We start from the raw sequence: 21,186 nt of genomic DNA on the forward strand, positions 1-21,186 counted from the left end.
TTGGTAGTGCCCTGATACAGCGTGCCCGGCGAGTGAGCCGGAGGGCGCGCCGGTGTCGAGGGCGCGAACGCGCGGAGGCCCGAAGGGCTGAGCACGATCGCGCCCTCGACACCGGCTGAAGCGCCCGTAGGCGAACGAGCGAAAAAAGAGGGCGGGCGTTGCTCAGCGTCGTTCGGGCTTCGCGCTGCGCGACATCAGCTCCTTGAGCGCGACCACCGGAGGCTTGCCCTCGTGCACGATGCCGACGACCGTCTCGGTGATCGGCATGTCGACACCATGCCGGCGGGCCAGATCCAGCACGGACTCACAGGACTTGACGCCCTCGGCGGTCTGCTTGGTGACCGCGATGGTCTCCTCCAGCGTCATGCCCTTGCCGAGGTTGGTGCCGAAGGTGTGGTTGCGGGACAGCGGGGACGAGCAGGTCGCCACCAGGTCGCCCAGGCCGGCGAGTCCGGAGAAGGTCAGCGGGTCGGCGCCCATCGCCAGACCCAGCCGGGTCGTCTCGGCGAGACCACGCGTGATCAGGGACCCCTTGGCGTTGTCGCCCAGGCCCATGCCGTCCGCGATGCCCACGGCGAGACCGATGACGTTCTTCACCGCACCGCCCAGTTCGCAGCCGACGACGTCGGTGTTGGTGTACGGCCGGAAGTACGGCGTGTGGCAGGCGGCCTGGAGGCGCTGGGCGACGGCCTCGTCGGTGCAGGCGACCACGGCGGCGGCCGGCATGCGGGAGGCGATCTCCCGGGCGAGGTTGGGTCCGGTGACCACGGCGATGCGGTCGGCGCCGACCTTGGCGACGTCCTGGATGACCTCGCTCATCCGCATGGTCGTACCCAGCTCGACGCCCTTCATCAGGGAGACCAGGACCGTGTCCGGCGCGAGCAGCGGCGTCCACTGGGCGAGGTTGGCGCGCAGCGTCTGCGAGGGCACCGACAGGACGGTGAAGTCGGCGCCGGCGGCGGCCTCGGCGGGGTCCGTGGTGGCCCGTACGCGCTCCGGGAGTTCGACACCGGGGAAGTAGTCGGGGTTCGTGCGGGTGGAGTTGATCGCTTCCGCGACCTCCGGGCGGCGCGCCCAGAGAGTGACCTCGCACCCCGCGTCCGCGAGCACCATGCCGAAGGCCGTGCCCCACGAACCGGCGCTGAATACGGCCGCCTTGACAGGCTTGCTCACGTGCCCTGCCCCTCTTCCTGTTCCACCTTCGGCTGTGTCTGCGAGCGGGTCTTGCGGCGCTGCTCGATCCGCTCACGGCGCGGGTCGTACGGCGTCTCGGGCGCCTTCTCGCCGCGGATCTCCTCCAGCTGGCGAGTGACGGCGGCCATGATGACCTCGGTCGCCTCCTTGAGGAGTTCCGGGGTCATCTCCTTGTCGTAGAAGCGCGCGAGGTCCACGGGCGGGCCCGCGAGCACGTGGTGGGTCTTGCGCGGCAGGAGGTCGGGCTTCTTGGCGTACGGCGCCAGCAGGTGGTTGGCGCCCCACTGGGCGACCGGAATCACCGGGCACTTGGTCTGCAGGGCGACCCGGGCGGCGCCCGTCTTGCCTGTCATGGGCCAGCCGTCCGGGTCGCGGGTGAGGGTGCCCTCGGGATAGAAGGCGACGCATTCACCGCGGTCCACGGCGTCGATCGCGGCCCGGAAGGCGCTCAGCGCGTCCGTGCTCTCGCGGTAGACGGGGATCTGCCCGGTGCCCCGCATCGCGGCGCCGACGAATCCCTCCCGGAAAAGCCCGCTCTTCGCGAGGAATCGAGGAACGCGGCCGGTGTTGTACTGAAAGTGCGCGTACGCGAAGGGATCAATGTGCGAATTGTGGTTCACCGCGGTGATAAATCCGCCCTCGGCCGGAATGTGCTCCATTCCGCGCCAGTCCCGCTTGATCAGAACCACCAGCGGCGGTTTGCAGAGGACCGCTGCGAAGCGGTACCAGAACCCGATTCTGCGGCGGGGCACGCGGACACCTTCCTCTAGGGCCTGGGGGGCCGCACAAGTGTCGCCCCAGGCCGCCGGTCTGTCGAGAACACCGTACGCCCCGCCACGGACACCGCCAGATGGCCCACATGACGACTGAGTGACAATGGCCGCGACAAGAGAGGGACGGAACGCTGGTGCAGTGGACCTTGGTCGTACCCCTGAAGCCCCTGGCGCGGGCCAAGAGCAGGCTCTCGGACACCGCCGCCGACGGGCTGCGCCCAGGCCTGGCCCTCGCGTTCGCACAGGACACCGTGGCAGCCGCGCTGGCCTGCCCGGTGGTCAGGGATGTGGCAGTCGTCACGGACGACGCCCTGGCCGGCCGTGAGCTGGCCGCACTGGGCGCCCTGATCGTCCCGGACGAGCCCGGCGGCGGCCTCAACCCGGCGCTGGCACACGGAGCGGCGGCCGTAAGGGCGGCCCGCCCCGAAAGCGCCGTGGCGGCCTTGAATGCCGACCTTCCGGCGCTGCGCCCCCTGGAATTGGCCCGGGTACTCGACGAGGCCACGCAATTCCCCCGCGCTTTTCTCCCCGACGCCGCCGCAATCGGCACCACTCTGCTGGCCGCGACAGCCGGCCGGGAATTGCTCCCGGCATTCGGCACGGATTCCCGTGCACGCCACCGCACATCGGGCGCGGTGGAACTCTCCCTCACCGACGTGGATTCAGTACGCCAGGACGTGGACACCGGCGACGACCTGCGCGCGGCCCTGGCCCTGGGTGTAGGCCCACAGACGGCCGCCGCGGCGGCACGGCTACTGATAAAGGGGCAGTAGCTGGAGCGCCCACCAAAGAGGACGCGGCCCCACCAGCGGAGCGCACAGGCATAGGCTGGCGACCATGCATGCGACCGCTTACACCTACGACGCCAACACCCGCAGCGGCAGTGTGCTGCTGGACAACGGCACCCCCGTCCCCTTCGACGCCCCGGCGTTCGACGCGGGCGGGCTGAGGCTGCTGCGGCCCGGCCAGCGGGTGCGTATCGAGACCGAGGGCGAGGGCGAAGGCCTGCGGATCACGCTGGTGACGTTGCAGACGCTCTGAACGGCGTCTGAACGCGCCGCGGGCCGGACTCCCGACGGAGTCCGGCCCGGCGCGTGAGTACCCCTGCGCTCTTACCTCTTGCGGGCGGTGGTCTTCTTGGCGGTGGTCGTGCGCGCCGTCGACTTCTTGGCCGGGGCCTTCTTCGCCGGGGCCTTCTTGGCTGCCGTCTTCTTCGCGGTGGCGGCCGTCTTCTTGGCGGTCGTCTTCTTGGCGGCCGCGGTCGTCTTCTTCGCGGGCGCCTTCTTCGCCGTGGTCTTCTTCGCGGCGGCCGCCCTCTTCGTCGGTGCCGCCTTCTTGGCCGTGACCTTCTTCGCAGCCGCCTTGGTGGTCTTCTTCGCGGCGGCCTTCTTGACCGTCGCCGCGGCACCACCGGTCAGGCTGCCCTTAGGCGCCTTCTTGACCGCGACCTCGCCACCACGCGGGAGCTTCTTCGACCCGCTCACCAGGTCCTTGAAGCCCTGGCCCGCGCGGAAGCGCGGCACGGAGGTCTTCTTGACCCGGACCCGCTCGCCCGTCTGGGGGTTACGGGCGTAACGAGCCGGGCGGTCGACCTTCTCGAACGACCCGAAGCCGGTGACCGAGACCCGGTCCCCCGCGACGGTCGCGCGGACGATGGCGTCCAGGACCGCGTCGACAGCGTCGGCGGCCTGCTGGCGGCCGCCGAGCTTGTCGGCAATCGCTTCTACGAGCTGCGCCTTGTTCACGTCTTCCCCTTCGGAGACATTGCCAGAACGAAAGTGTTCAAGCTTTTTCGCACGTTAGGCAGATATATACCGCAAATCAAACACGAAACGGGCTTATCACCCTTGTGCCGCAGCGGACTCGACTGTCTTGGACTTGTTTCAGCGTTCCTCTTCGGAGAATCGACCCGCGTCGAGGTCCGCCATGAACCGCTCCAGACGCCTTGTCGCTTCGGCAACGTCGTGCTTGGCCGCGGCCGTAATGACCAGCAGCTTCCGGGTCAGCGCCATCCGTACGCCCTCCGGGACTTGCAGTGCGCGCACCCTTGCGTGCGCTTCCTTGAGTTGGTCCGCGACTGCCGCATAGAGCTCGAGTTGGCCGTCGTGTTCCATGCACAGATTGTGCCATCTGGGGCGAGTTGTCGCCTGCTCAGGGTGCAACTCCGGCCTCAAACGGCCTTCCGGGCACTTGCGGAAGCCACGGCTACATGACTCGCGTACCCCGCCAACACCCGGCGTAACGTGGGAAGTTGGGGACGATCGACCGGCCGGGCAGGGCCGTTCGGGTGCAGACACAGCAGTACCCCCGATCGGGCTGATCGGGGGTACTGCGAGGGTGTTGTGGTGGCCGAAACTCGACTTGCGCAGGGCCGCCTGGGAGGCCCTCGTGTCAGGTCTGGAGCGTCCGCGGCTTGAACGACGGCCGCTTGGCCTCGTACGCGGAGATGTCGCCCTCGTTCTGGAGCGTGATGGAGATGTCGTCCAGCCCGTTCAGCAGCCGCCAGCGGGCGTTCTCGTCCAGCTCGAAGGCGGCGGTGATGCCCTCGGCGCGCACCTCACGGGCCTCCAGGTCGACCGTGATCTCGGCCTGCGGGTCCTTCTCGGTGAGCTCCCACAGCGCGTCCACGGTCTTCTGCTCCAGAACCACCGTGAGCAGGCCGTTCTTGAGCGAGTTGCCGCGGAAGATGTCGGCGAACCGGGAGGAGATGACGGCCTTGAAGCCGTAGTTCTGCAGCGCCCACACGGCATGCTCACGGGAGGAGCCGGTGCCGAAGTCGGGGCCGGCGACCAGGACGGTCGCGCCCTTGCGCTCGGGCTGGTTGAGGACGAAGGAGGACTCGTTCTTGCGCCAGGCCTCGAACAGCCCGTCCTCGAACCCGTCCCGGGTCACCTTCTTGAGCCAGTGAGCAGGGATGATCTGGTCGGTGTCGACGTTGCTGCGGCGCAGCGGGACGGCCCGGCCGGTGTGCGTGGTGAATGCTTCCATGACTCTCAGACTCCAGCGGGCGTACGGGTCTCGACGTCGGACAGGTCGGCCGGGGAGGCGAGGTGGCCCAGCACCGCCGTAGCGGCCGCGACCTGCGGCGACACCAGGTGCGTACGACCGCCCTTGCCCTGCCGGCCCTCGAAGTTGCGGTTGGAGGTGGACGCCGAGCGCTCACCGGGCGCCAGCTGGTCCGGGTTCATGCCCAGGCACATCGAGCAGCCCGCGTGCCGCCATTCCGCGCCGGCCTCCTTGAACACGACGTCCAGGCCCTCGGAGACGGCCTGCAGACCCACGCGCGCGGAGCCCGGGACGACCAGCATCCGTACGCCGTCGGCGACTTTGCGGTCCTTGACGATCTCGGCGGCGGCGCGCAGGTCCTCGATCCGCCCGTTGGTGCACGAGCCTACGAAGACGGTGTCCACCTTGATGGAGCGCAGCGGCTGGCCGGCCTCCAACCCCATGTATTCCAGGGCCTTTTCGGCGGCGAGGCGCTCCGAAGCGTCTTCGTACGAAGCAGGGTCGGGGACGTGCGCCGAAAGCGGTGCGCCCTGGCCCGGGTTGGTGCCCCAGGTGACGAACGGCGACAGTTCGGCGGCCTCGATGACGACCTCGGCGTCGAACTCGGCGTCCGCGTCCGTCTTCAGCGTCTTCCAGTACGCGACGGCCGCGTCCCAGTCCTCGCCCTTGGGGGCGTGCGGGCGGCCCTTCAGGTACTCGAAGGTGATCTCGTCGGGGGCGATCATGCCCGCGCGGGCACCGGCCTCGATCGACATGTTGCAGATGGTCATCCGGGCCTCCATCGAGAGCTTCTCGATGGCGGAGCCGCGGTACTCCAGGACGTAGCCCTGGCCGCCGCCGGTGCCGATCTTGGCGATGATCGCCAGGATCAGGTCCTTGGCGGTGACGCCGTCGGGCAGTTCGCCGTTGACGGTGATGGCCATCGTCTTCGGGCGGGCCATGGGCAGCGTCTGGGTGGCCAGCACGTGCTCGACCTGGGAGGTACCGATGCCGAACGCGAGTCCGCCGAAGGCGCCGTGCGTGGAGGTGTGGGAGTCGCCGCAGACGACGGTCATGCCCGGCTGGGTCAGCCCGAGCTGCGGACCCACCACATGCACGACACCCTGCTCGACGTCACCGAGCGGGTGCAGGCGCACCCCGAACTCGGCGGCGTTCTTGCGCAGCGTCTCCAGCTGGATCCGGGAGACCGGGTCCGCGATGGGCTTGTCGATGTCGAGGGTCGGGGTGTTGTGGTCCTCGGTGGCGATGGTCAGGTCGAGCCGCCGCACCGGGCGACCGCTCTTACGGAGGCCGTCGAAGGCCTGCGGGCTGGTCACCTCGTGCAGCAGGTGCAGATCGATGAAGAGGAGGTCGGGCTCGCCCTCGGCGCGCCGGACGACATGGTCGTCCCAGACCTTCTCCGCGAGTGTCCTACCCATCGCTTTCCCTCCGGCCGGCAAGCGTCCACCGGCCCAACTAGAGATCTTGAGGAGGCGGCTGCCCAGCGCCCCTGATTCCGGGCGTCCGCCGCCAGGCCCTTTTTTGGTTACGGGCCCCTGTGCCTTCGTCTCTTCCAGAGTGGCGCGTTCCACGGAAAATTGAACTTGCGTTTCACAGAGTGAGACGTGAGTATCGTTGCATGGACAACAGTAGCGGCGTCGGCGTTCTGGACAAGGCAGCCCTTGTCCTGAGCGCCCTGGAGTCCGGTCCGGCCACCCTCGCGGGCCTGGTCGCGGCCACCGGACTCGCACGACCCACGGCCCACCGGCTCGCCGTGGCTCTGGAACACCACCGCATGGTGGCGCGCGACATGCAGGGCCGTTTCATTCTCGGGCCTCGGCTGGCAGAACTCGCAGCGGCCGCGGGTGAGGACCGCCTCCTCGCCACCGCCGGCCCGGTACTCACCCACCTCCGGGACGTCACCGGCGAGAGCGCGCAGCTCTACCGCCGCCAGGGCGACATGCGCATCTGCGTCGCCGCGGCAGAGCGCCTGTCCGGCCTGCGGGACACGGTCCCGGTCGGCTCGACGCTCACGATGAAGGCGGGCTCCTCGGCCCAGATCCTGATGGCCTGGGAGGAGCCGGAGCGCCTGCACCGCGGCCTCCAGGGCGCCCGTTTCACGGCGACGGCCCTGTCGGGCGTACGTCGCCGGGGCTGGGCCCAGTCGATCGGCGAGCGCGAGCCGGGCGTCGCGTCGGTCTCCGCGCCGGTGCGCGGCCCCTCCAACCGTGTGGTGGCCGCCGTGTCGGTCTCCGGCCCCATCGAGCGCCTGTCGCGCCACCCGGGCCGCATGCACGCCCAGGCGGTCATCGACGCCGCCGCCCGCCTCTCCGAGGCCCTGCGCCGCACGGGCTGACTGGTCACGCCGTACGCCGGGAAGAGGCGGCCTCAACGCCGCGGCAGCCTGTTCCCGACGATCCGGTGACCGACTGTCGACGACGTCTCCCTCGGCCGCACGATCCGGATGGGCGCGGCGCTGTGGGCCCGGCCGCAGGTTCCCGAGCCCGACGAGGAGGACGAGTACGTAGAGGGCGCGCGCGGCGAGGTGGAACAGTTGCTGGAGCGGCTCGGCTGGTCGAACGCCCAGCCCCTGAGCACCATGTCCCCCGCGTACCGCTCCCTGGTGATGGGGCTGGCCGTGTTCCGGCGGCTCGGCTGTGCCTGGCCCATCGAACTGACGCTGCCGTACGCGCAGTTGATGCACCAGGTGACCGACCTGGACCTGGACTTCGCGGAGACCCGTCAGTCGGAGGAGCAGAAGGTGGAGGTCGCCGTCCTGGGCACACGAAAGGCCCCCCACTCGCGTGGAGGGCCTTCGTTCTCTGTACCCCCGACCGGATTCGAACCGGCGCTACCGCCTTGAGAGGGCGGCGTGCTAGGCCGCTACACAACGGGGGCCTGGACACTGCGTTTCCGCAGGTCCGAGCTGGTCTACCTGGACTCGAACCAAGACTAACTGAACCAGAATCAGTCGTGCTGCCAATTACACCATAGACCAATGTGGTTTAGACCAGTCAGTACCCCCGACCGGATTCGAACCGGCGCTACCGCCTTGAGAGGGCGGCGTGCTAGGCCGCTACACAACGGGGGCCCTAGCGATCCCGAGATGATCAGGATCCGTACCCCCGACCGGATTCGAACCGGCGCTACTGCCTTGAGAGGGCAGCGTGCTAGGCCGCTACACAACGGGGGCTTTGCAGATGAGCTCTGCGAGCTGGCCTACCTGGACTCGAACCAAGACTAACTGAACCAGAATCAGTCGTGCTGCCAATTACACCATAGGCCACCGGAACGCAAGCCCCTGAGGGGATCTTGTTCTAGTTTGCCCCGTCGGTTCCGGCCTTTTCGGCCCGCTCCCCGGCGGCGCAGAAAGAACATTACCCGAAGGTGGACGGGGCTCCAAAACGGGTATCCGAGCCGAGCACGCTGGGCAGTTCGGCGAGGGTCGCGATCCGGTGCCGCCCGGAGGGGGCGTCGGCGGTGGCGTACACGCCGTCACGGTCGACCCAGACGGACAGCAGACCGGCCTCGGCGGCGCCCCTGCCGTCGATCTCCGGGTGGTCGCCGACGTACGCGACCTGGTGCGGGGCGAGTTCCAGGGCGGCGCAGGCCGCGTGGAAGGCGCCGGCCTCCGGCTTGGAGACGCCCAGCTCGGCGGCGCACAGCACGGACTCGAAGCGGTCGCGGACGCCGAGGACGCGCAGCTTGTGGTCCTGGACGTGGATGCTGGAGTTGGACAGCACGCCGTGGCGGTGGCTGGCCGCGAGGGCGTCGAGGACGGGCAGGACGTCCGGGAAGAGCGCCCAGGCGGCCTCGTAGTGCGCCAGGTACCGCTGGAACCAGTCGTCGGCCTCGGCGTCGGTCAGCTCCTCGCCCAGGAACACCCGTACGCGGTCCCGGCGCTGCCCCTCGAAGGACGCCTCCCCCGCCGCGAACCGCGCCCACTGCGCGTCGGTGACCGCCCGCCACCGGACGAGGGCCTGCTCGACGGTCTCGCGTCCCCCGAGCAGGCCCTCGGTCACCAGGTGCGCGCGCATGCCCTCGCGGTCGGCGTTGGTGTAGTCGAAGAGGGTGTCGTCCACGTCCCACACCACGGCGCGAATGCTCATGATCCGACCGTACCCGTCCCGGACGCGCGTGAGGGGCGGCACCCGGAACATCCCGGGTGCCGCCCCTCACGTGTGCCTGCCCTGTCTGCCCTGTCTGCGCTATGCCGCCAGCTTCGCCAGCGCCGCGTCGATGCGGGTCAGGGTCTTCTCCTTGCCCAGGATCTCCAGGGACTCGAAGAGGGGCAGGCCGACCGTGCGGCCGGTGACGGCTACGCGGACCGGGGCCTGGGCCTTGCCGAGCTTGAGGCCGTGGGTCTCGCCGGCGGCCAGGACGGCCTCCTTGAGGGACTCGGGGGAGGTCCAGTCCGCCGACTCCAGCTTCTCGCGGGCCGTGCGGAGCAGGGCGTCCGAGCCCTCCTTCATCGCCTTCGTCCAGGACGGCTCGTCGAAGACCGGCTCCGACAGGAACAGGAAGTCGACGTTGTCCGTGATCTCGGAGAGGACCTTGAGGCGGGTCTGGGCGTGCGGGGCGATCGCCTGCCACTTCGTCTCGTCGAAGTCCTCCGGCGCCCAGGGCGCGAAGGGGGCCTTCAGCCAGGGGGCGCAGCGCTCCGTGAAGTCCTTCACCTCGAGGAGGCGGATGTGGTCGCCGTTGATCGCCTCGCACTTCTTCAGATCGAAGCGGGCCGGGTTGGGGTTCACGTCGGCGATGTCGAAGGCCGCGATCATCTCGTCCATCGTGAAGATGTCCTGGTCGGCCGAGAGCGACCAGCCGAGGAGGGAGAGGTAGTTGAGCAGGCCCTCGGGGAGGAAGCCGCGCTCGCGGTAGAGGTTCAGCGACGACTGCGGGTCCCGCTTCGAGAGCTTCTTGTTGCCCTCGCCCATCACGTACGGCAGGTGGCCGAAGTGCGGGATCTGCTTGGCGATACCGAGCTCCATCAGCGCCTTGTACAGGGCGATCTGACGGGGCGTCGAGGAAAGCAGGTCCTCGCCGCGCAGGACGTGGGTGATCTCCATCAGGGCGTCGTCGACCGGGTTGACGAGCGTGTAGAGGGGGGCGCCGTTCGCGCGGACGATGCCGTAGTCCGGGACGTTCTCCGGGGTGAACGTCAGCTCGCCGCGGACCAGGTCCGTGAAGGTGATCGTCTCGTCGGGCATACGGAAGCGGACGATCGGGGCGCGGTCCTGGGCCTGGTACTCCGCGACCTGCTGAGCGGTGAGGTCGCGGCAGTGACCGTCGTAGCCGGACGGCTTGCCGGCGGCGCGGGCGGCCTCACGGCGGGTGTCCAGCTCCTCCTGGGAGCAGTAGCAGTAGTAGGCGTAACCGCCCTCGATCAGCTTCTGCGCGACGTCCTCGTACAGGTCCATGCGCTGCGACTGGCGGTACGGCGCGTGCGGGCCGCCGACCTCGGGGCCCTCGTCCCAGTCGAAGCCCAGCCAGCGCATCGAGTCGAGCAGCTGCTGGTAGGACTCCTCGGAGTCACGGGCCGCGTCGGTGTCCTCGATGCGGAAGACCAGAGTGCCCTGGTGGTGCCGGGCGAACGCCCAGTTGAACAGGGCGGTGCGGACCAGGCCCACATGGGGGTTACCGGTGGGCGACGGGCAGAAACGTACGCGGACGGGTGCGCTAGCCACGCTTGACAACCTTGTTGGTGAGAGTGCCGATGCCTTCGATGGTGACGGCGACCTCGTCGCCGACGGTGAGCGGTCCGACGCCTGCCGGGGTGCCCGTGAGGATCACGTCGCCGGGGAGCAGCGTCATGGCCTCGGAGATGTTGACGATCAGATCCTCGATCGGGTGGATCATCTCGCTGGTGCGGCCGAGCTGACGCTGTTCGCCGTTGACCGTGAGCTGGATGGTCAGGTCGGACGCGGCTTCGAGGTCCAGATCCGTCTCCACCCAGGGGCCCAGCGGACAGGACGTGTCGAAGCCCTTGGCCCGGGCCCACTGCTTCTCGCGCTTCTGGACGTCGCGGGCGGTGATGTCGTTGGCGCAGGTGTAGCCGAGGATGACGTCCTTGACGCGCTCGCGCGGGACCTCTCGGCACATGCGGCCGATGACGACGGCCAGTTCGGCCTCGTGGTGGAGGTCCTCGGAGAAGGCGGGGTACTGGATCTCGTCCCCGGGGCCGATCACCGAGGTGGACGGCTTGAAGAAGGCGAACGGGGCGTCGGGCACCTCGTTGCCCAGCTCCCTGGCGTGCTCCGCGTAGTTGCGGCCGAAGGCCACGACCTTGTTGGGGAGCACCGGCGGCAGCAGCCGTACCTTGCTCAGCGGCACCTTCGTACCGGAGAGCTCGAAGTCCGCGAACGGGATGCCCTTGATGATGTCGAGCACGAGCTCGTCCGGCTTGTCGCCTTCGACCGCGCCGAAGGCGACGTTCCCGTCGATGGAGAACCTGGCGATGCGCACGGGATCCTTGCGCCCCTCACTGAGCTGACTGGAGTCTGACGCTCCAGGCTAACGCCGTCAGGGGTGAGTACCTCGCGCATTCGGTGAGCGGTCGGCGGCCCGGGCGCGTACTACTCCGCGGCGGCGGTGGTGGCGGGGATCTCCATGAGGATGGTGCGCCTGGGGTTGGCGGTCTGGGCCGGAAGGTCGGCGGAGTGCTCCGGCTGCTCGGGGGTCTGCAGCTCGTCGGCGTCCTCGAGGTGCACCAGCGTCGTGCGCCGCGGGTTGGCTATCGTGCGGAACATCATCGTCGTCTTCACTGTGGTGATCGACCCTGTCATGTGCGGGCGCCGCGGGAGGTCGGAGGACTTCGGTGCGGGCGCGGGTTGGCAGAAGCTTCCCTGGTGTAAAGCGCCAGGCTAAACATGCGTTTCCCGCCCGAAGAGCTTCAGACCCCTTGATCCGCATGTGAGTTTGCTCACGAATCCATGGGCAAATCGGTCAATCCAGGCCCGCAACCCACCTCTACGAAACAGACATTACGGGCCTGAAGCCACCATTCCGCTCCTGATCATGGCGACTGGGACACCCGTTGCGTGGCGATGACTTGCGGCTTTACATCCGCTTTATGGGAGATCTCCTTCTACGTCCCGTAACCCGGCACTCACGAGGTGTCACGTAGGTCACGGCTCGGCCTACGGGCCTTGTTGGAGATCCTGCACTGTGCTGGAATTCCACGGACCGCCGCAGGATCGAGCCGGCGCACAAGGGGCGCACCGAGCGCCGTGTGGCGGCGAGAAGGGGGAGCCCGCGCCGGTCACTCACGACCACCCGGGGTGCGCATTTCAGGGCGCTCCCCAACACGCCGACACCGTCCTTCCGTTCACGCGGAGGGGCGCCTGGTCCAGAGGTTGCGACGCTAGTGCAGGGACGTTTCAAGAGGGATGGCAGCGCTTCGGCAGAGTCGGAGCCGCACGGCGGGACTGGCCCCATTGCCGGCAGTTCCTCGCCCCAGCACGCCCAGAACCCGGGCCCGGCCCCGTCGGGTGAAGGCGGGCAGCTCGGCGCGGCCGCGTCCACCGGTGCGCCCGGTGCCGCCGCGCCCAAGGTGAAGCCGCCCAAGGGCCCCGTCGGCCCCGGCTCGCGCATATCACTGCGCAACTGGCGTATCTCCACGCGTCTGGTGGCGCTGCTCACGCTCCCCGTGGTCGCGGCCACCTCGCTCGGTGCGGTCCGCATCAGCGACAACATGGACGACATCCAGCAGCTCGACAACATGAAGCTGCTGACGGACATGACCAAGCGGGCCACCGAGCTGGCCGCCGCCCTCCAGGAGGAGCGCGACCAGTCCGCCGGCCCGCTGGCGCACGGCTCCAGCGCGACCGACTACACGGTCAAGGGCTACCGGGACAAGACGGACCGCGCCGCCAAGAACTTCAACAACGCCGCCGAGGAGATCGACGCCTCCAGCAAGGACGGCAACCTCCAGGGCGTCCGCGACAGCCTCGTGGGTCTCGTCGGCGAGCTGAACGACATCGCGAAGGTCCGCAATGTCGCCTACGAGTCGAAGAACAACTCCACGCAGACGGTCGAGGCCTACCACCGCCTCATCACCCACCTGCTGGACCTCTCGCAGGACATGGCCCAGGCGACCAGCAACCCGGAGATGATCCAGCGCACGCGCGCCCTGTCGGCCTTCTCCTCTGCCAAGGAGTACGCGTCCGTCCAGCGCGCCGTCCTCGCGGCGGCCCTGCCCTCGGGCGACGCCACCTTCGGCACCCTCTCCGAGAACGACCGGCTGTACGGCCAGTCGGCGCTGGAGAGCCAGAAGTCGGAGATCAGCAGCTTCCGCAGCATCTACGGCAACGACGGTGCCGAAGAGCTCCTCAAGCCGATGGGCAACAAGAACCCGACCATCAAGGCCGCCGACACCTACGCCAGCCGGGCGCTGAACCAGCCCAAGGGTCTGGAGTCGCTGGACAAGCGGTCCTACCGGGACTGGGTCGACGACAGCACGACCAAGATCCAGCAGATGCGCAACATCGAGAACACACTGCTCGAGGACATGGAGCAGAAGGCGCGCGAGCTCCGCAACGAGTCCGAGCGCGAGGCGATCATCTCCGGTGCGCTCATCCTGCTCGTGCTCGGTGTCTCGCTGGTCGGTGCCTTCGTCGTGGCCAGGTCCATGATCCGGTCGCTGCGCCGTCTGGAGGAGACCGCCACCAAGGTCGCCCAGGACCGGCTGCCCGAGCTGGTCAAGCAGCTCTCCGAGTCCGACCCGCAGGACGTCGACACGTCCGTCGAGTCGGTCGGTGTGCACTCCCGGGACGAGATCGGCCAGGTGGCCGCGGCCTTCGACGACGTGCACCGCGAGGCGGTCCGCCTCGCCGCCGAGCAGGCCCTGCTGCGGGGCAACGTCAACGCGATGTTCACCAACCTCTCGCGCCGCTCCCAGGGTCTGATCCAGCGCCAGCTGTCGCTGATCTCCGAACTGGAGTCCCGCGAGGCCGACCCGGACCAGCTGTCCTCGCTGTTCAAGCTCGACCACCTCGCGACGCGTATGCGCCGTAACGGTGAGAACCTCCTCGTCCTCGCCGGTGAGGAGCCCGGCCGCCGCTGGACCCGCCCGGTCCCCCTGGTCGACGTGCTCCGCGCCGCCGCGTCCGAGGTGGAGCAGTACGAGCGCATCGAGCTGGCCGCCGTGCCGACCACCGAAGTGGCCGGCCGTGTGGTCAACGACCTCGTGCACCTCCTCGCCGAGCTGCTGGAGAACGCCACCTCGTTCTCCTCGCCGCAGACCAAGGTCAAGGTCACCGGTCACGCACTGCCCGACGGCCGCGTCCTGATCGAGATCCACGACACCGGCATCGGCCTCTCCCCCGAGGACCTCGCAGCGATCAACGAACGGCTCGCGTCGCCGCCCACCGTGGACGTGTCGGTCTCCCGCCGCATGGGCCTCTTCGTGGTCGGCCGGCTGTCGCAGCGGCACGGCATCCGTATCCAGCTGCGCCCGTCCGACTCCGGTGGTACGACCGCGCTGGTCATGCTCCCCGTCGACGTCGCCCAGGGCGGCAGGAAGCCGGCTCCGGGCAAGTCCGGCCAGGGCGGTGGCACCGGCGGTCCGGCCGCCGCGCAGGCCGCCGCCGGTGTGGCCGCGGCCCGTCGGCAGGCCCAGTCCGGTGGCGGTGCCCTCGGCGCCGGTACGCCGTCCGGTGGTCTGCTCGGTGCGGGTCAGGGGCCGCGGGCCGCGCTGCCCGGGCGTGACGGAGGCGGCCGTCCGGGTGCGCCGGGTGGTGCGCGTGGACCGCAGGGTCCGGGTGCGCCGTCCCAGGGCCGGCCGGCTCCGGCCGGTGCGGGTGCCGGGTTCGGCGGCCAGGCGCCGGGCGCGCCGCAGGGACTGCAGGCCGCGGGTCCGGGTGCGGACGCCTTCGGTGCGGATGCCTTCGGTGCGGACGCCTTCGGTGCGGATGCCTTCGGTGCGGACGCCTTCGGGGGCGGCCGTGGTGCCGTACCGCCGCAGTCGCAGTCGGCCAACGCCGAGCAGGGACGTGGCCGTGGGCGTCAGCCGCAGCTGCCGCCGCGCGGTGGTCCGCGTGCCGAGCTGCCCGGCGGCAACCAGCCGCCCCGCACGCCGAGCTGGGGCGACGAGAACGCCCAGCCGCCGGTGCCGCGCGCCTCGCTGGACACTCCGCGCGGGCACGACGAGCAGGATCCCGCACAGACTTCCCGGATGCCGCGGATCGACGACCGGCAGGGCCCGGGCTCGACGGCGGAGATCCCGGCGGTGCCGCACTACGACGGCCGTCAGGGACCCGGTGCCAACGCCGAGTTCGGCCGCCCCGACTTCGACGCCCCGGCTCCCGGTGCGTACGACCCGCAGGACACCGGCCAGTACCCGCGCCCCGGTGCGAACGGCCAGCAGAACACGGGTCAGTTCGTCCGTTCCGACGTCTTCGGCGCTCCCGGGCAGAACAACCCGTCCAGCACGGGCCAGTTCGCCGCCCCGCAGGCGTACGACGACAGCTCGACCGGGCAGCACTCCCTGCCGGGCCGGCAGAACCCGCCGGCGCCGCAGAACACCGGCCGGTTCGAGCGTCCGCAGGCCAACGGCACCCACCGCGGCGACGCGGACTTCGGTGCCGGACGGCCGCCGGTCCCGCCGCGTCCGCAGCAGCGGCCCGCACGCCAGGATCCCGAGGCGCTGCCGCCGGCGGGTCCCGGTGACGGGCGTACGCCGCTGTACGACACGCTCGAGACCAACTGGTTCCACGGCCAGGGCGGCCAGCAGGAGCGCCAGCCGGGCAGCAGCAACGGCTCTGCCCCCGCTCCGGCCCCGCAGCAGCCGCAGGCTCCGGCTGCCCCACAGTCCTCTGCCGCGCAGCGGCCCGCCACCAGTTCCTGGCGCAGCTCACCGAACGACGACCTCGTCCGGCAGGCAGAGCGAGTCCGACAGCCGGCAGCCGGCGGTGTCACCACCTCTGGCCTGCCGCGCCGGGTGCCACGGGCGAACCTCGTTCCGGGCACGGCTCAGCAGCAACAGCACCAAGCCGGTCCGCAGGTCTCGCGTGCGCCTGATGACGTACGCGGCCGGCTGACCAATCTCCGTCGGGGTATCGCGCAAGGTCGACAGGCTGGTACTGATACCGGTCAGACCGGCAGCTTCCCGAGCCCCACTCACCAGCAGGAGCGTTAGTTGAGCCAGATGAGCCAGGCGGCACAGAACCTCAACTGGTTGATCACCAACTTCGTGGACAACACCCCAGGGGTGTCCCACACCGTCGTCGTGTCCGCCGACGGCCTTCTGCTGGCCATGTCCGAGGGCTTCCCGCGGGACCGTGCCGACCAGCTGGCGGCCGTCGCGTCCGGACTGACCTCGCTGACGGCCGGAGCCTCCCGGATCTTCGAGGGCGGCAGCGTTGCGCAGACGGTCGTCGAGATGGAGCGGGGATTCCTCTTCCTCATGTCCGTCTCGGACGGCTCGTCCCTGGCCGTCCTCGCGCACCCGGAATGCGACATCGGCCTTGTCGGCTACGAGATGGCACTGCTGGTCGACCGTGCGGGCGCGGTACTCACGCCCGATCTGCGCGCCGAACTGCAAGGCAGTCTGCTCCACTGATCGCCACGGATCCACCCGTCTCACCAAATCACCGTCCGGCCGCCACAATCCCCCCCACCGGCCCCCACCCTGACGGCTTGACTGACCGACTTGCTGTCCCCGCCCGGAGGATTCATGACCCCGCCCACCGCCTCTCATGATCCGTACGCGGAGCCGTACGAGGATGAGGGCGACCAGCCGCTGGTACGTCCGTACGCGATGACCGGCGGCCGGACCAGGCCGCGCTACCAGCTGGCCATCGAGGCCCTGATCAGCACCACGGCCGATCCGGCGGCGCTGATGGGACTGCTCCCTGAGCACCAGCGCATCTGTCATCTGTGCCGTGAGGTGAAGTCGGTCGCCGAGGTCTCGGCGCTGCTGTCCATGCCGCTGGGTGTGGCCCGGATCCTCGTCGCGGACCTCGCGGAGGCCGGTCTGGTCGCCATTCACCAGCCGGGTGGCGACGAGACCACCGGCGCCCCGGACGTGACACTGCTCGAGAGGGTGCTCAGTGGACTTCGCAAGCTCTGATCCGGGACGGTCGACCACCTCCGCGAAGATCGTGGTCGCGGGCGGCTTCGGCGTGGGCAAGACCACGTTCGTGGGTGCCGTCTCGGAGATCAACCCCCTGCGCACCGAGGCCGTGATGACGTCCGCGAGCGCGGGCATCGACGACCTCACGCACACCGGGGACAAGACCACCACCACGGTGGCGATGGACTTCGGCCGTATCACCTTGGACCAGGACCTGATCCTGTACCTGTTCGGTACGCCGGGTCAGGACCGCTTCTGGTTCATGTGGGACGACCTGGTGCGCGGTGCGATCGGTGCCGTGGTCCTGGTGGACACCCGGCGCCTGGCCGACTGCTTCCCGGCGGTCGACTACTTCGAGAACAGCGGTCTGCCGTTCGTCGTCGCGCTCAACGGCTTCGACGGGCATCAGCCGTATGCTCCCGAGGAGGTACGCGAGGCGCTGCAGATCGGTCCGGACACCCCGATCATCACGACGGACGCCCGGCACCGCTCGGATGCCAAGAGTGCGCTGATCACGCTGGTCGAGCACGCTCTGATGGCACGTCTGCGGTAGGTCATCAAGTCGGAAGCGCCATACGGCAGTTGTCGTAGATGTACCGGAGCCGGCTGTGTCTTTTGACACGGTCGGCCCGGGTGTTCATAACGTTTCGGCAGAGGAATCGGGTGGTACGGCCACGCGTCGCGGTCAACCGGTCTCGCTGTGCTCACAAAGGCCCCGTCTTTTGACGGGGCTCGCTCTTTATGACCGTTTTATCTGGGGCTTACATCACATGGAATCCACGCGTTCCACTGTTTGGAAGAGCGCTGGTCGTCGTGCTGGAATGCCTGAACTGCCCAATAGTCAATGACGTACTCACCCGTCGATGGCGCCCTGGGCTCTGAGAGACTGCGGCACGACGACAGGTGCCGACCCCGCCGGAAGGTTGTTGGTCGAGTGAGGCGAAGCAAGAACGGTCCCGAGCCGTCGGCCCGGGGCAACTTCACCCCGCCGCCGCGCGGAGCGGCGCCCGCCCCTGTGCCCGGATCCGAACCGACGGCCGCGCCGGCGTCATCCGGCGGCCGTCTCTCCCCACGCAACTGGCGCGTGCCGACCCGGCTGAACGCCATTCTGCTCATACCCGTGATCGTCGGCCTCGTCATGGGCGGCTTCCAGGTGAAGGGCTCGATCGACACCTGGCAGGAGGCCGAGGACGCGGAGAGCACGGCACGCCTGGTGCGGGCCTCCCTGAACTACGCGGACGCCCTCTACAACGAGCGTGACGCCTCCGCCGCCCCCCTTCTGCAGGGCAAGGGCCAGGACGACAGCACCGTCACCGCGCTCCACGACGACACGGACAAGGCGGCTGACGCCTTCGACGAGGCCGCGCAGGGCATGCCGGCCAAGCCGGGCCTGGAGCGCCGTCTCGACCTGTTCCGCAAGGTCGAGCCCAAGCTCACGAAGCTGCGCGAACAGGCGTACACCGACCTCAAGGGCGTGGACACCGAGCAGGGCTACATCGATGTCGCGCACCCCCTGACGGAGTTCGCCAACGAGCTGGGCCTGGGCACCGGCAACATCACCAGCTACGGCCGCACCGTCTACGCCATCGAGCTGACCAAGGCGGCCCTGTCGCTGCAGCGCTCCATCGGCATGCACCTGCTGATCAAGCCGGGCCCCGGCACCGGCAGCTTCGCCAGCCAGCGCGTCGCCCTCACCTCGTACGCATATCTCGAGGGCATCGCCGTCCAGGAGTACATCGGCGGTGGCACCGAGGCCGACGAGCAGAAGCTCGAGGACGCCAAGAAGGACATCCAGGCCAAGGGCGTGGCGATGGCCACGGAGGCCAAGGCCAAGGACCCGGACTACGTGGCCCCGCCGTCCAACCCCACCGACATGGTCACGCTGCTCGCCGGCATCAAGTCGACGGACCCCAGCGAGCGTGCCGCGCTCGCCCAGAAGGGCGTCACCGCGCAGAACTGGTGGGCGGTCACCACCCTCAAGTACAACGCCTACCGCCAGATCGAGACGGACCTCGCCGACAAGGCGGTGAGCGAGGCCTCGAGCATCGCCGACGACGCCAAGCGCGACGCCCTCATCACGGGTGCCGCCGTCGTCGTCGCCCTGCTGCTGGCCTTCATCCTGGCCGGTGCCGTGGCCCGCCAGATGTCCCGCTCCATGCGCCAGCTGCGCAACGCCGCCTTCGGCATCGCCGAGCAGCGCCTGCCGATGCTGGTCGACCAGCTCTCGCGCACCGACCCGGGCCGCGTGGACACGCGCGTGCAGCCCATCCCGATCACCACCAGGGACGAGATCGGCGAGGTCGCCCGCGCCTTCGACCAGGTCCACCGCGAGGCCGTCCGGCTCGCCGCCGAGCAGGCCCTGCTGCGGGGCAACATCAACGCGATCTTCACCAACCTGTCGCGCCGCAACCAGTCGCTGATCGAGGGCCAGCTGACCCTGATCACCGACCTGGAGAACAACGAGGCCGACCCGGACCAGCTGGAGAACCTCTTCCGCCTGGACCACCTCGCGACCCGTATGCGCCGCAACGGCGAGAACCTCCTCGTCCTCGCCGGCGAGGAGCCGGGCCGCCGCTGGGACCAGCCGGTCCCGCTGGTCGACGTGCTGCGCGCCGCCTCCTCCGAGGTGGAGCAGTACGAGCGCATCGAGCTGTCCGGCGTCCCGGAGGCCGAGATCCACGGCCGCGCGGTCACCGACCTCGTGCACCTGCTCGCGGAGCTCCTGGAGAACGCGACGACGTTCTCCTCCCCGCAGACCAAGGTCCGCGTGACCGCGACCCGTCTCCCCGACGGCCGCATCATGATCGAGATCCACGACAAGGGCATCGGCCTCACCGCCGAGGACTTCGCGGACATCAACCACAAGCTGGCCAACCCGCCGACCGTGGACGCCGCGATCTCCCAGCGCATGGGCCTCTTCGTGGTCGGCCGGCTGTCCGACCGGCACGGCATCCGCGTCCAGCTGCGCCCCTCCGGCGAGCAGGCCGGCACCACCTCGCTGGTCATGCTGCCCGACGCGATCACCCACGGCGGTGGCGGCGACCAGCAGCCGGCCCACGACGAGTTCACCGTCTCGCAGATCATCCCGGAGCAGCAGTTCCAGGGTGAGAACTTCAACGGCCAGCAGATGCGCACGGCCGCCGAGCTCGGCTTCGACGACAGCCGTTACACCGAGGTCCCGGACGACATACGCGAGCTGGACCCGGTGGGCCGCTCCCTGATGCGCGAGGAACGCCGCGCGCAGCTGGAGTCCCAGAACCAGGACCAGCCGCCCGCCCTGGAGAGCCCCGAGGCTCCCGCGTACGGCGACGACTTCAGCCGCCAGGACGAGTTCGGCCGGCCGCAGGGCTACGACAACGCCCAGAGCGGCTTCCCGGAGCAGCCCGCGGCGTACGACCGTCAGCAGGCGGCGTACGAGCAGCAGCAGCCGTCGTACGACGACCAGTACTACGCGCCGAACGGCGGCCTGCCGCAGAACGACGGCTTCTCCCCGAACGGCGGCTACCCGGAGCCCTCGTATCCGGACCCGGTCCAGGAGGAGCCCGCCGCCGCCCCGGAGCCCTTCCCGGCCTTCGAACAGCGCCGCCACCAGGACGACTGGCCGCAGCCGGACAGCTACCAGAACGGGTACCCGGAGCAGTACGCTCCTGCCGCGGAACCGGAGCGGGCCGCTGACGTCGGTGAGCGGGACCGCGCAGGCTTCGAGCGTCCGGGCCTGGCCCCCTCCGCCAGTCACGATCTGACCAACGCGGGGCTCCCCCGCCGCGGAGCCACCGCCGGCGGCACGGGCGCCGCGCGGCACGTGAACCAGGAGCCGCCGGCCACCGCGCCGGAGAGCAACGGCACCGGCGACTGGCGCTCGGCCAACGACGAGCGCTGGCAGCAGGCCTCCCAGCTCCGGAAGCCCAAGGCGGGCGGGGTGACCTCCTCCGGTCTGCCGCGGCGGGTTCCCAAGGCCAACCTGGTCGAGGGGGCCGCCGAGAACACCCCCCAGGGGGGCCCACAGGTCTCCCGCGCTCCCGAGGACGTCAGGGGCAGGCTGAGCAACCTGCGCCGCGGTGTCCAGCGGGGCCGCAGCGCGGGAAGTGAAACGAACGGCCAGGCCACTAGGAATCAGCACAGTGGTCCTGACAGCACCTACAACCAGGAGCGTTAGTGTGAGCC

18 protein-coding genes and 5 tRNA genes are annotated in these 21,186 nt (G+C 69.6%); 8 read left to right on the forward strand and 15 right to left on the reverse strand.

The window, feature by feature from the left end; genetic code table 11:
- Positions 1–162 precede the first annotated feature (162 nt).
- Together AQJ91_RS28000 and AQJ91_RS28005 are read right to left on the reverse strand one after the other, a co-directional pair.
- Entirely contained in the window at positions 163–1,173 is a 1,011-nt protein-coding gene (locus tag AQJ91_RS28000; RefSeq protein WP_067027013.1) for an NAD(P)H-dependent glycerol-3-phosphate dehydrogenase, read from the reverse strand.
- Positions 1,170–1,946: a lysophospholipid acyltransferase family protein gene (locus tag AQJ91_RS28005; protein WP_067027015.1), complete on the reverse strand. Its 777-nt coding sequence runs from the start codon at positions 1,944–1,946 to the stop codon at positions 1,170–1,172. Before AQJ91_RS28005 ends, AQJ91_RS28000 begins: the two co-directional genes overlap by 4 nt.
- Before the next feature lie 155 nt (positions 1,947–2,101).
- Here AQJ91_RS28005 and cofC point away from each other — a divergent pair, with 155 nt between their 5' ends.
- Together cofC and AQJ91_RS28015 are read left to right on the forward strand one after the other, a co-directional pair.
- Complete coding sequence (gene cofC, locus AQJ91_RS28010) at positions 2,102–2,740, forward strand: 2-phospho-L-lactate guanylyltransferase (RefSeq protein WP_067027017.1); 639 nt, start codon at positions 2,102–2,104, stop codon at positions 2,738–2,740.
- A gap of 64 nt (positions 2,741–2,804) precedes the next feature.
- Positions 2,805–3,008: a hypothetical protein gene (locus AQJ91_RS28015; RefSeq protein WP_067027019.1), complete on the forward strand. Its 204-nt coding sequence runs from the start codon at positions 2,805–2,807 to the stop codon at positions 3,006–3,008.
- Between the two features lie 71 nt (positions 3,009–3,079).
- On the opposite strand, the gene AQJ91_RS28020 is transcribed toward AQJ91_RS28015, so the two are convergent.
- From AQJ91_RS28020 to leuC, 4 genes are all read right to left on the reverse strand, one after another.
- Positions 3,080–3,712 (reverse strand): HU family DNA-binding protein, encoded by a 633-nt coding sequence (locus AQJ91_RS28020; RefSeq protein ID WP_067027021.1) that lies wholly within the window; start codon positions 3,710–3,712, stop codon positions 3,080–3,082.
- A 138-nt stretch (positions 3,713–3,850) separates the two neighbouring features.
- Positions 3,851–4,081, reverse strand: coding sequence for an SCO5555 family protein (locus AQJ91_RS28025; protein ID WP_067027023.1), 231 nt, complete (start codon positions 4,079–4,081; stop codon positions 3,851–3,853).
- 277 nt (positions 4,082–4,358) lie between these two features.
- Complete coding sequence (leuD, locus tag AQJ91_RS28030) at positions 4,359–4,955, reverse strand: 3-isopropylmalate dehydratase small subunit (protein ID WP_067027024.1); 597 nt, start codon at positions 4,953–4,955, stop codon at positions 4,359–4,361.
- 5 nt (positions 4,956–4,960) lie between these two features.
- Positions 4,961–6,391, reverse strand: a complete 1,431-nt coding sequence (gene leuC / locus AQJ91_RS28035; RefSeq protein ID WP_067027026.1) for a 3-isopropylmalate dehydratase large subunit — start codon at positions 6,389–6,391, stop codon at positions 4,961–4,963.
- A 200-nt stretch (positions 6,392–6,591) separates the two neighbouring features.
- On the opposite strand from leuC, the gene ndgR reads away from it, so the two are divergent.
- The gene (ndgR, locus tag AQJ91_RS28040; protein ID WP_067027029.1) at positions 6,592–7,308 is read left to right on the forward strand and encodes an IclR family transcriptional regulator NdgR; all 717 of its coding nucleotides are present in this window, start codon (positions 6,592–6,594) and stop codon (positions 7,306–7,308) included.
- A gap of 469 nt (positions 7,309–7,777) precedes the next feature.
- On the opposite strand, the gene AQJ91_RS28045 is transcribed toward ndgR, so the two are convergent.
- From AQJ91_RS28045 to AQJ91_RS28085, 9 genes are all read right to left on the reverse strand, one after another.
- Positions 7,778–7,850, reverse strand: a tRNA-Glu gene (locus AQJ91_RS28045).
- 28 nt (positions 7,851–7,878) lie between these two features.
- Positions 7,879–7,950, reverse strand: a tRNA-Gln gene (locus AQJ91_RS28050).
- Between the two features lie 20 nt (positions 7,951–7,970).
- Positions 7,971–8,043: transfer RNA gene (locus tag AQJ91_RS28055), tRNA-Glu, on the reverse strand.
- 29 nt (positions 8,044–8,072) lie between these two features.
- Positions 8,073–8,145 (reverse strand) — tRNA-Glu (locus AQJ91_RS28060).
- 21 nt (positions 8,146–8,166) lie between these two features.
- Positions 8,167–8,238, reverse strand: a tRNA-Gln gene (locus tag AQJ91_RS28065).
- A gap of 91 nt (positions 8,239–8,329) precedes the next feature.
- A complete protein-coding gene (locus tag AQJ91_RS28070) occupies positions 8,330–9,061 on the reverse strand; it encodes an HAD family hydrolase (RefSeq protein WP_067027197.1) in 732 nt (243 codons plus the stop codon).
- A gap of 99 nt (positions 9,062–9,160) precedes the next feature.
- Positions 9,161–10,645, reverse strand: coding sequence for a glutamate--tRNA ligase (gltX, locus tag AQJ91_RS28075; RefSeq protein WP_079085236.1), 1,485 nt, complete (start codon positions 10,643–10,645; stop codon positions 9,161–9,163).
- Entirely contained in the window at positions 10,629–11,414 is a 786-nt protein-coding gene (locus tag AQJ91_RS28080; RefSeq protein WP_067027032.1) for a fumarylacetoacetate hydrolase family protein, read from the reverse strand. Before AQJ91_RS28080 ends, gltX begins: the two co-directional genes overlap by 17 nt.
- A 110-nt stretch (positions 11,415–11,524) precedes the next feature.
- The gene (locus tag AQJ91_RS28085) at positions 11,525–11,713 is read right to left on the reverse strand and encodes a hypothetical protein (RefSeq protein WP_067027034.1); all 189 of its coding nucleotides are present in this window, start codon (positions 11,711–11,713) and stop codon (positions 11,525–11,527) included.
- A 602-nt stretch (positions 11,714–12,315) separates the two neighbouring features.
- Between AQJ91_RS28085 and AQJ91_RS28090 the strand changes: the two genes are divergently transcribed.
- The 5 genes from AQJ91_RS28090 to AQJ91_RS28110 all read left to right on the forward strand — a co-directional run bounded on the left by AQJ91_RS28090 (position 12,316) and on the right by AQJ91_RS28110 (position 21,178).
- The gene (locus AQJ91_RS28090; RefSeq protein WP_067027036.1) at positions 12,316–16,086 is read left to right on the forward strand and encodes a nitrate- and nitrite sensing domain-containing protein; all 3,771 of its coding nucleotides are present in this window, start codon (positions 12,316–12,318) and stop codon (positions 16,084–16,086) included.
- 9 nt (positions 16,087–16,095) lie between these two features.
- On the forward strand, positions 16,096–16,509 hold the full coding sequence (locus AQJ91_RS28095; protein ID WP_003993189.1) for a roadblock/LC7 domain-containing protein: 414 nt from the start codon (positions 16,096–16,098) through the stop codon (positions 16,507–16,509).
- Between the two features lie 114 nt (positions 16,510–16,623).
- On the forward strand, positions 16,624–17,019 hold the full coding sequence (locus tag AQJ91_RS28100) for a DUF742 domain-containing protein (RefSeq protein ID WP_030943001.1): 396 nt from the start codon (positions 16,624–16,626) through the stop codon (positions 17,017–17,019).
- On the forward strand, positions 17,000–17,575 hold the full coding sequence (locus AQJ91_RS28105) for a GTP-binding protein (RefSeq protein ID WP_067027038.1): 576 nt from the start codon (positions 17,000–17,002) through the stop codon (positions 17,573–17,575). Before AQJ91_RS28100 ends, AQJ91_RS28105 begins: the two co-directional genes overlap by 20 nt.
- Positions 17,576–17,956: 381 nt before the next feature.
- Positions 17,957–21,178: a nitrate- and nitrite sensing domain-containing protein gene (locus AQJ91_RS28110; protein WP_067027040.1), complete on the forward strand. Its 3,222-nt coding sequence runs from the start codon at positions 17,957–17,959 to the stop codon at positions 21,176–21,178.
- The last annotated feature ends 8 nt before the right edge of the window (positions 21,179–21,186 follow it).

Origin of the sequence: Streptomyces dysideae (assembly GCF_001514305.1) — a bacterium.
Lineage (GTDB): Bacteria > Actinomycetota > Actinomycetes > Streptomycetales > Streptomycetaceae > Streptomyces > Streptomyces dysideae.

Coding starts and splice junctions, on each gene's coding strand:
- AQJ91_RS28015 (WP_067027019.1), top strand. CDS start 2,805: ATGCATGCGACCGCTTACACCTACGACGCCAACACCCGCAGCGGCAGT.
- AQJ91_RS28025 (WP_067027023.1), bottom strand. CDS start 4,081: ATGGAACACGACGGCCAACTCGAGCTCTATGCGGCAGTCGCGGACCAA.
- AQJ91_RS28100 (WP_030943001.1), top strand. CDS start 16,624: ATGACCCCGCCCACCGCCTCTCATGATCCGTACGCGGAGCCGTACGAG.
- AQJ91_RS28095 (WP_003993189.1), top strand. CDS start 16,096: ATGAGCCAGGCGGCACAGAACCTCAACTGGTTGATCACCAACTTCGTG.
- AQJ91_RS28070 (WP_067027197.1), bottom strand. CDS start 9,061: ATGAGCATTCGCGCCGTGGTGTGGGACGTGGACGACACCCTCTTCGAC.
- ndgR (WP_067027029.1), top strand. CDS start 6,592: ATGGACAACAGTAGCGGCGTCGGCGTTCTGGACAAGGCAGCCCTTGTC.
- leuC (WP_067027026.1), bottom strand. CDS start 6,391: ATGGGTAGGACACTCGCGGAGAAGGTCTGGGACGACCATGTCGTCCGG.
- leuD (WP_067027024.1), bottom strand. CDS start 4,955: ATGGAAGCATTCACCACGCACACCGGCCGGGCCGTCCCGCTGCGCCGC.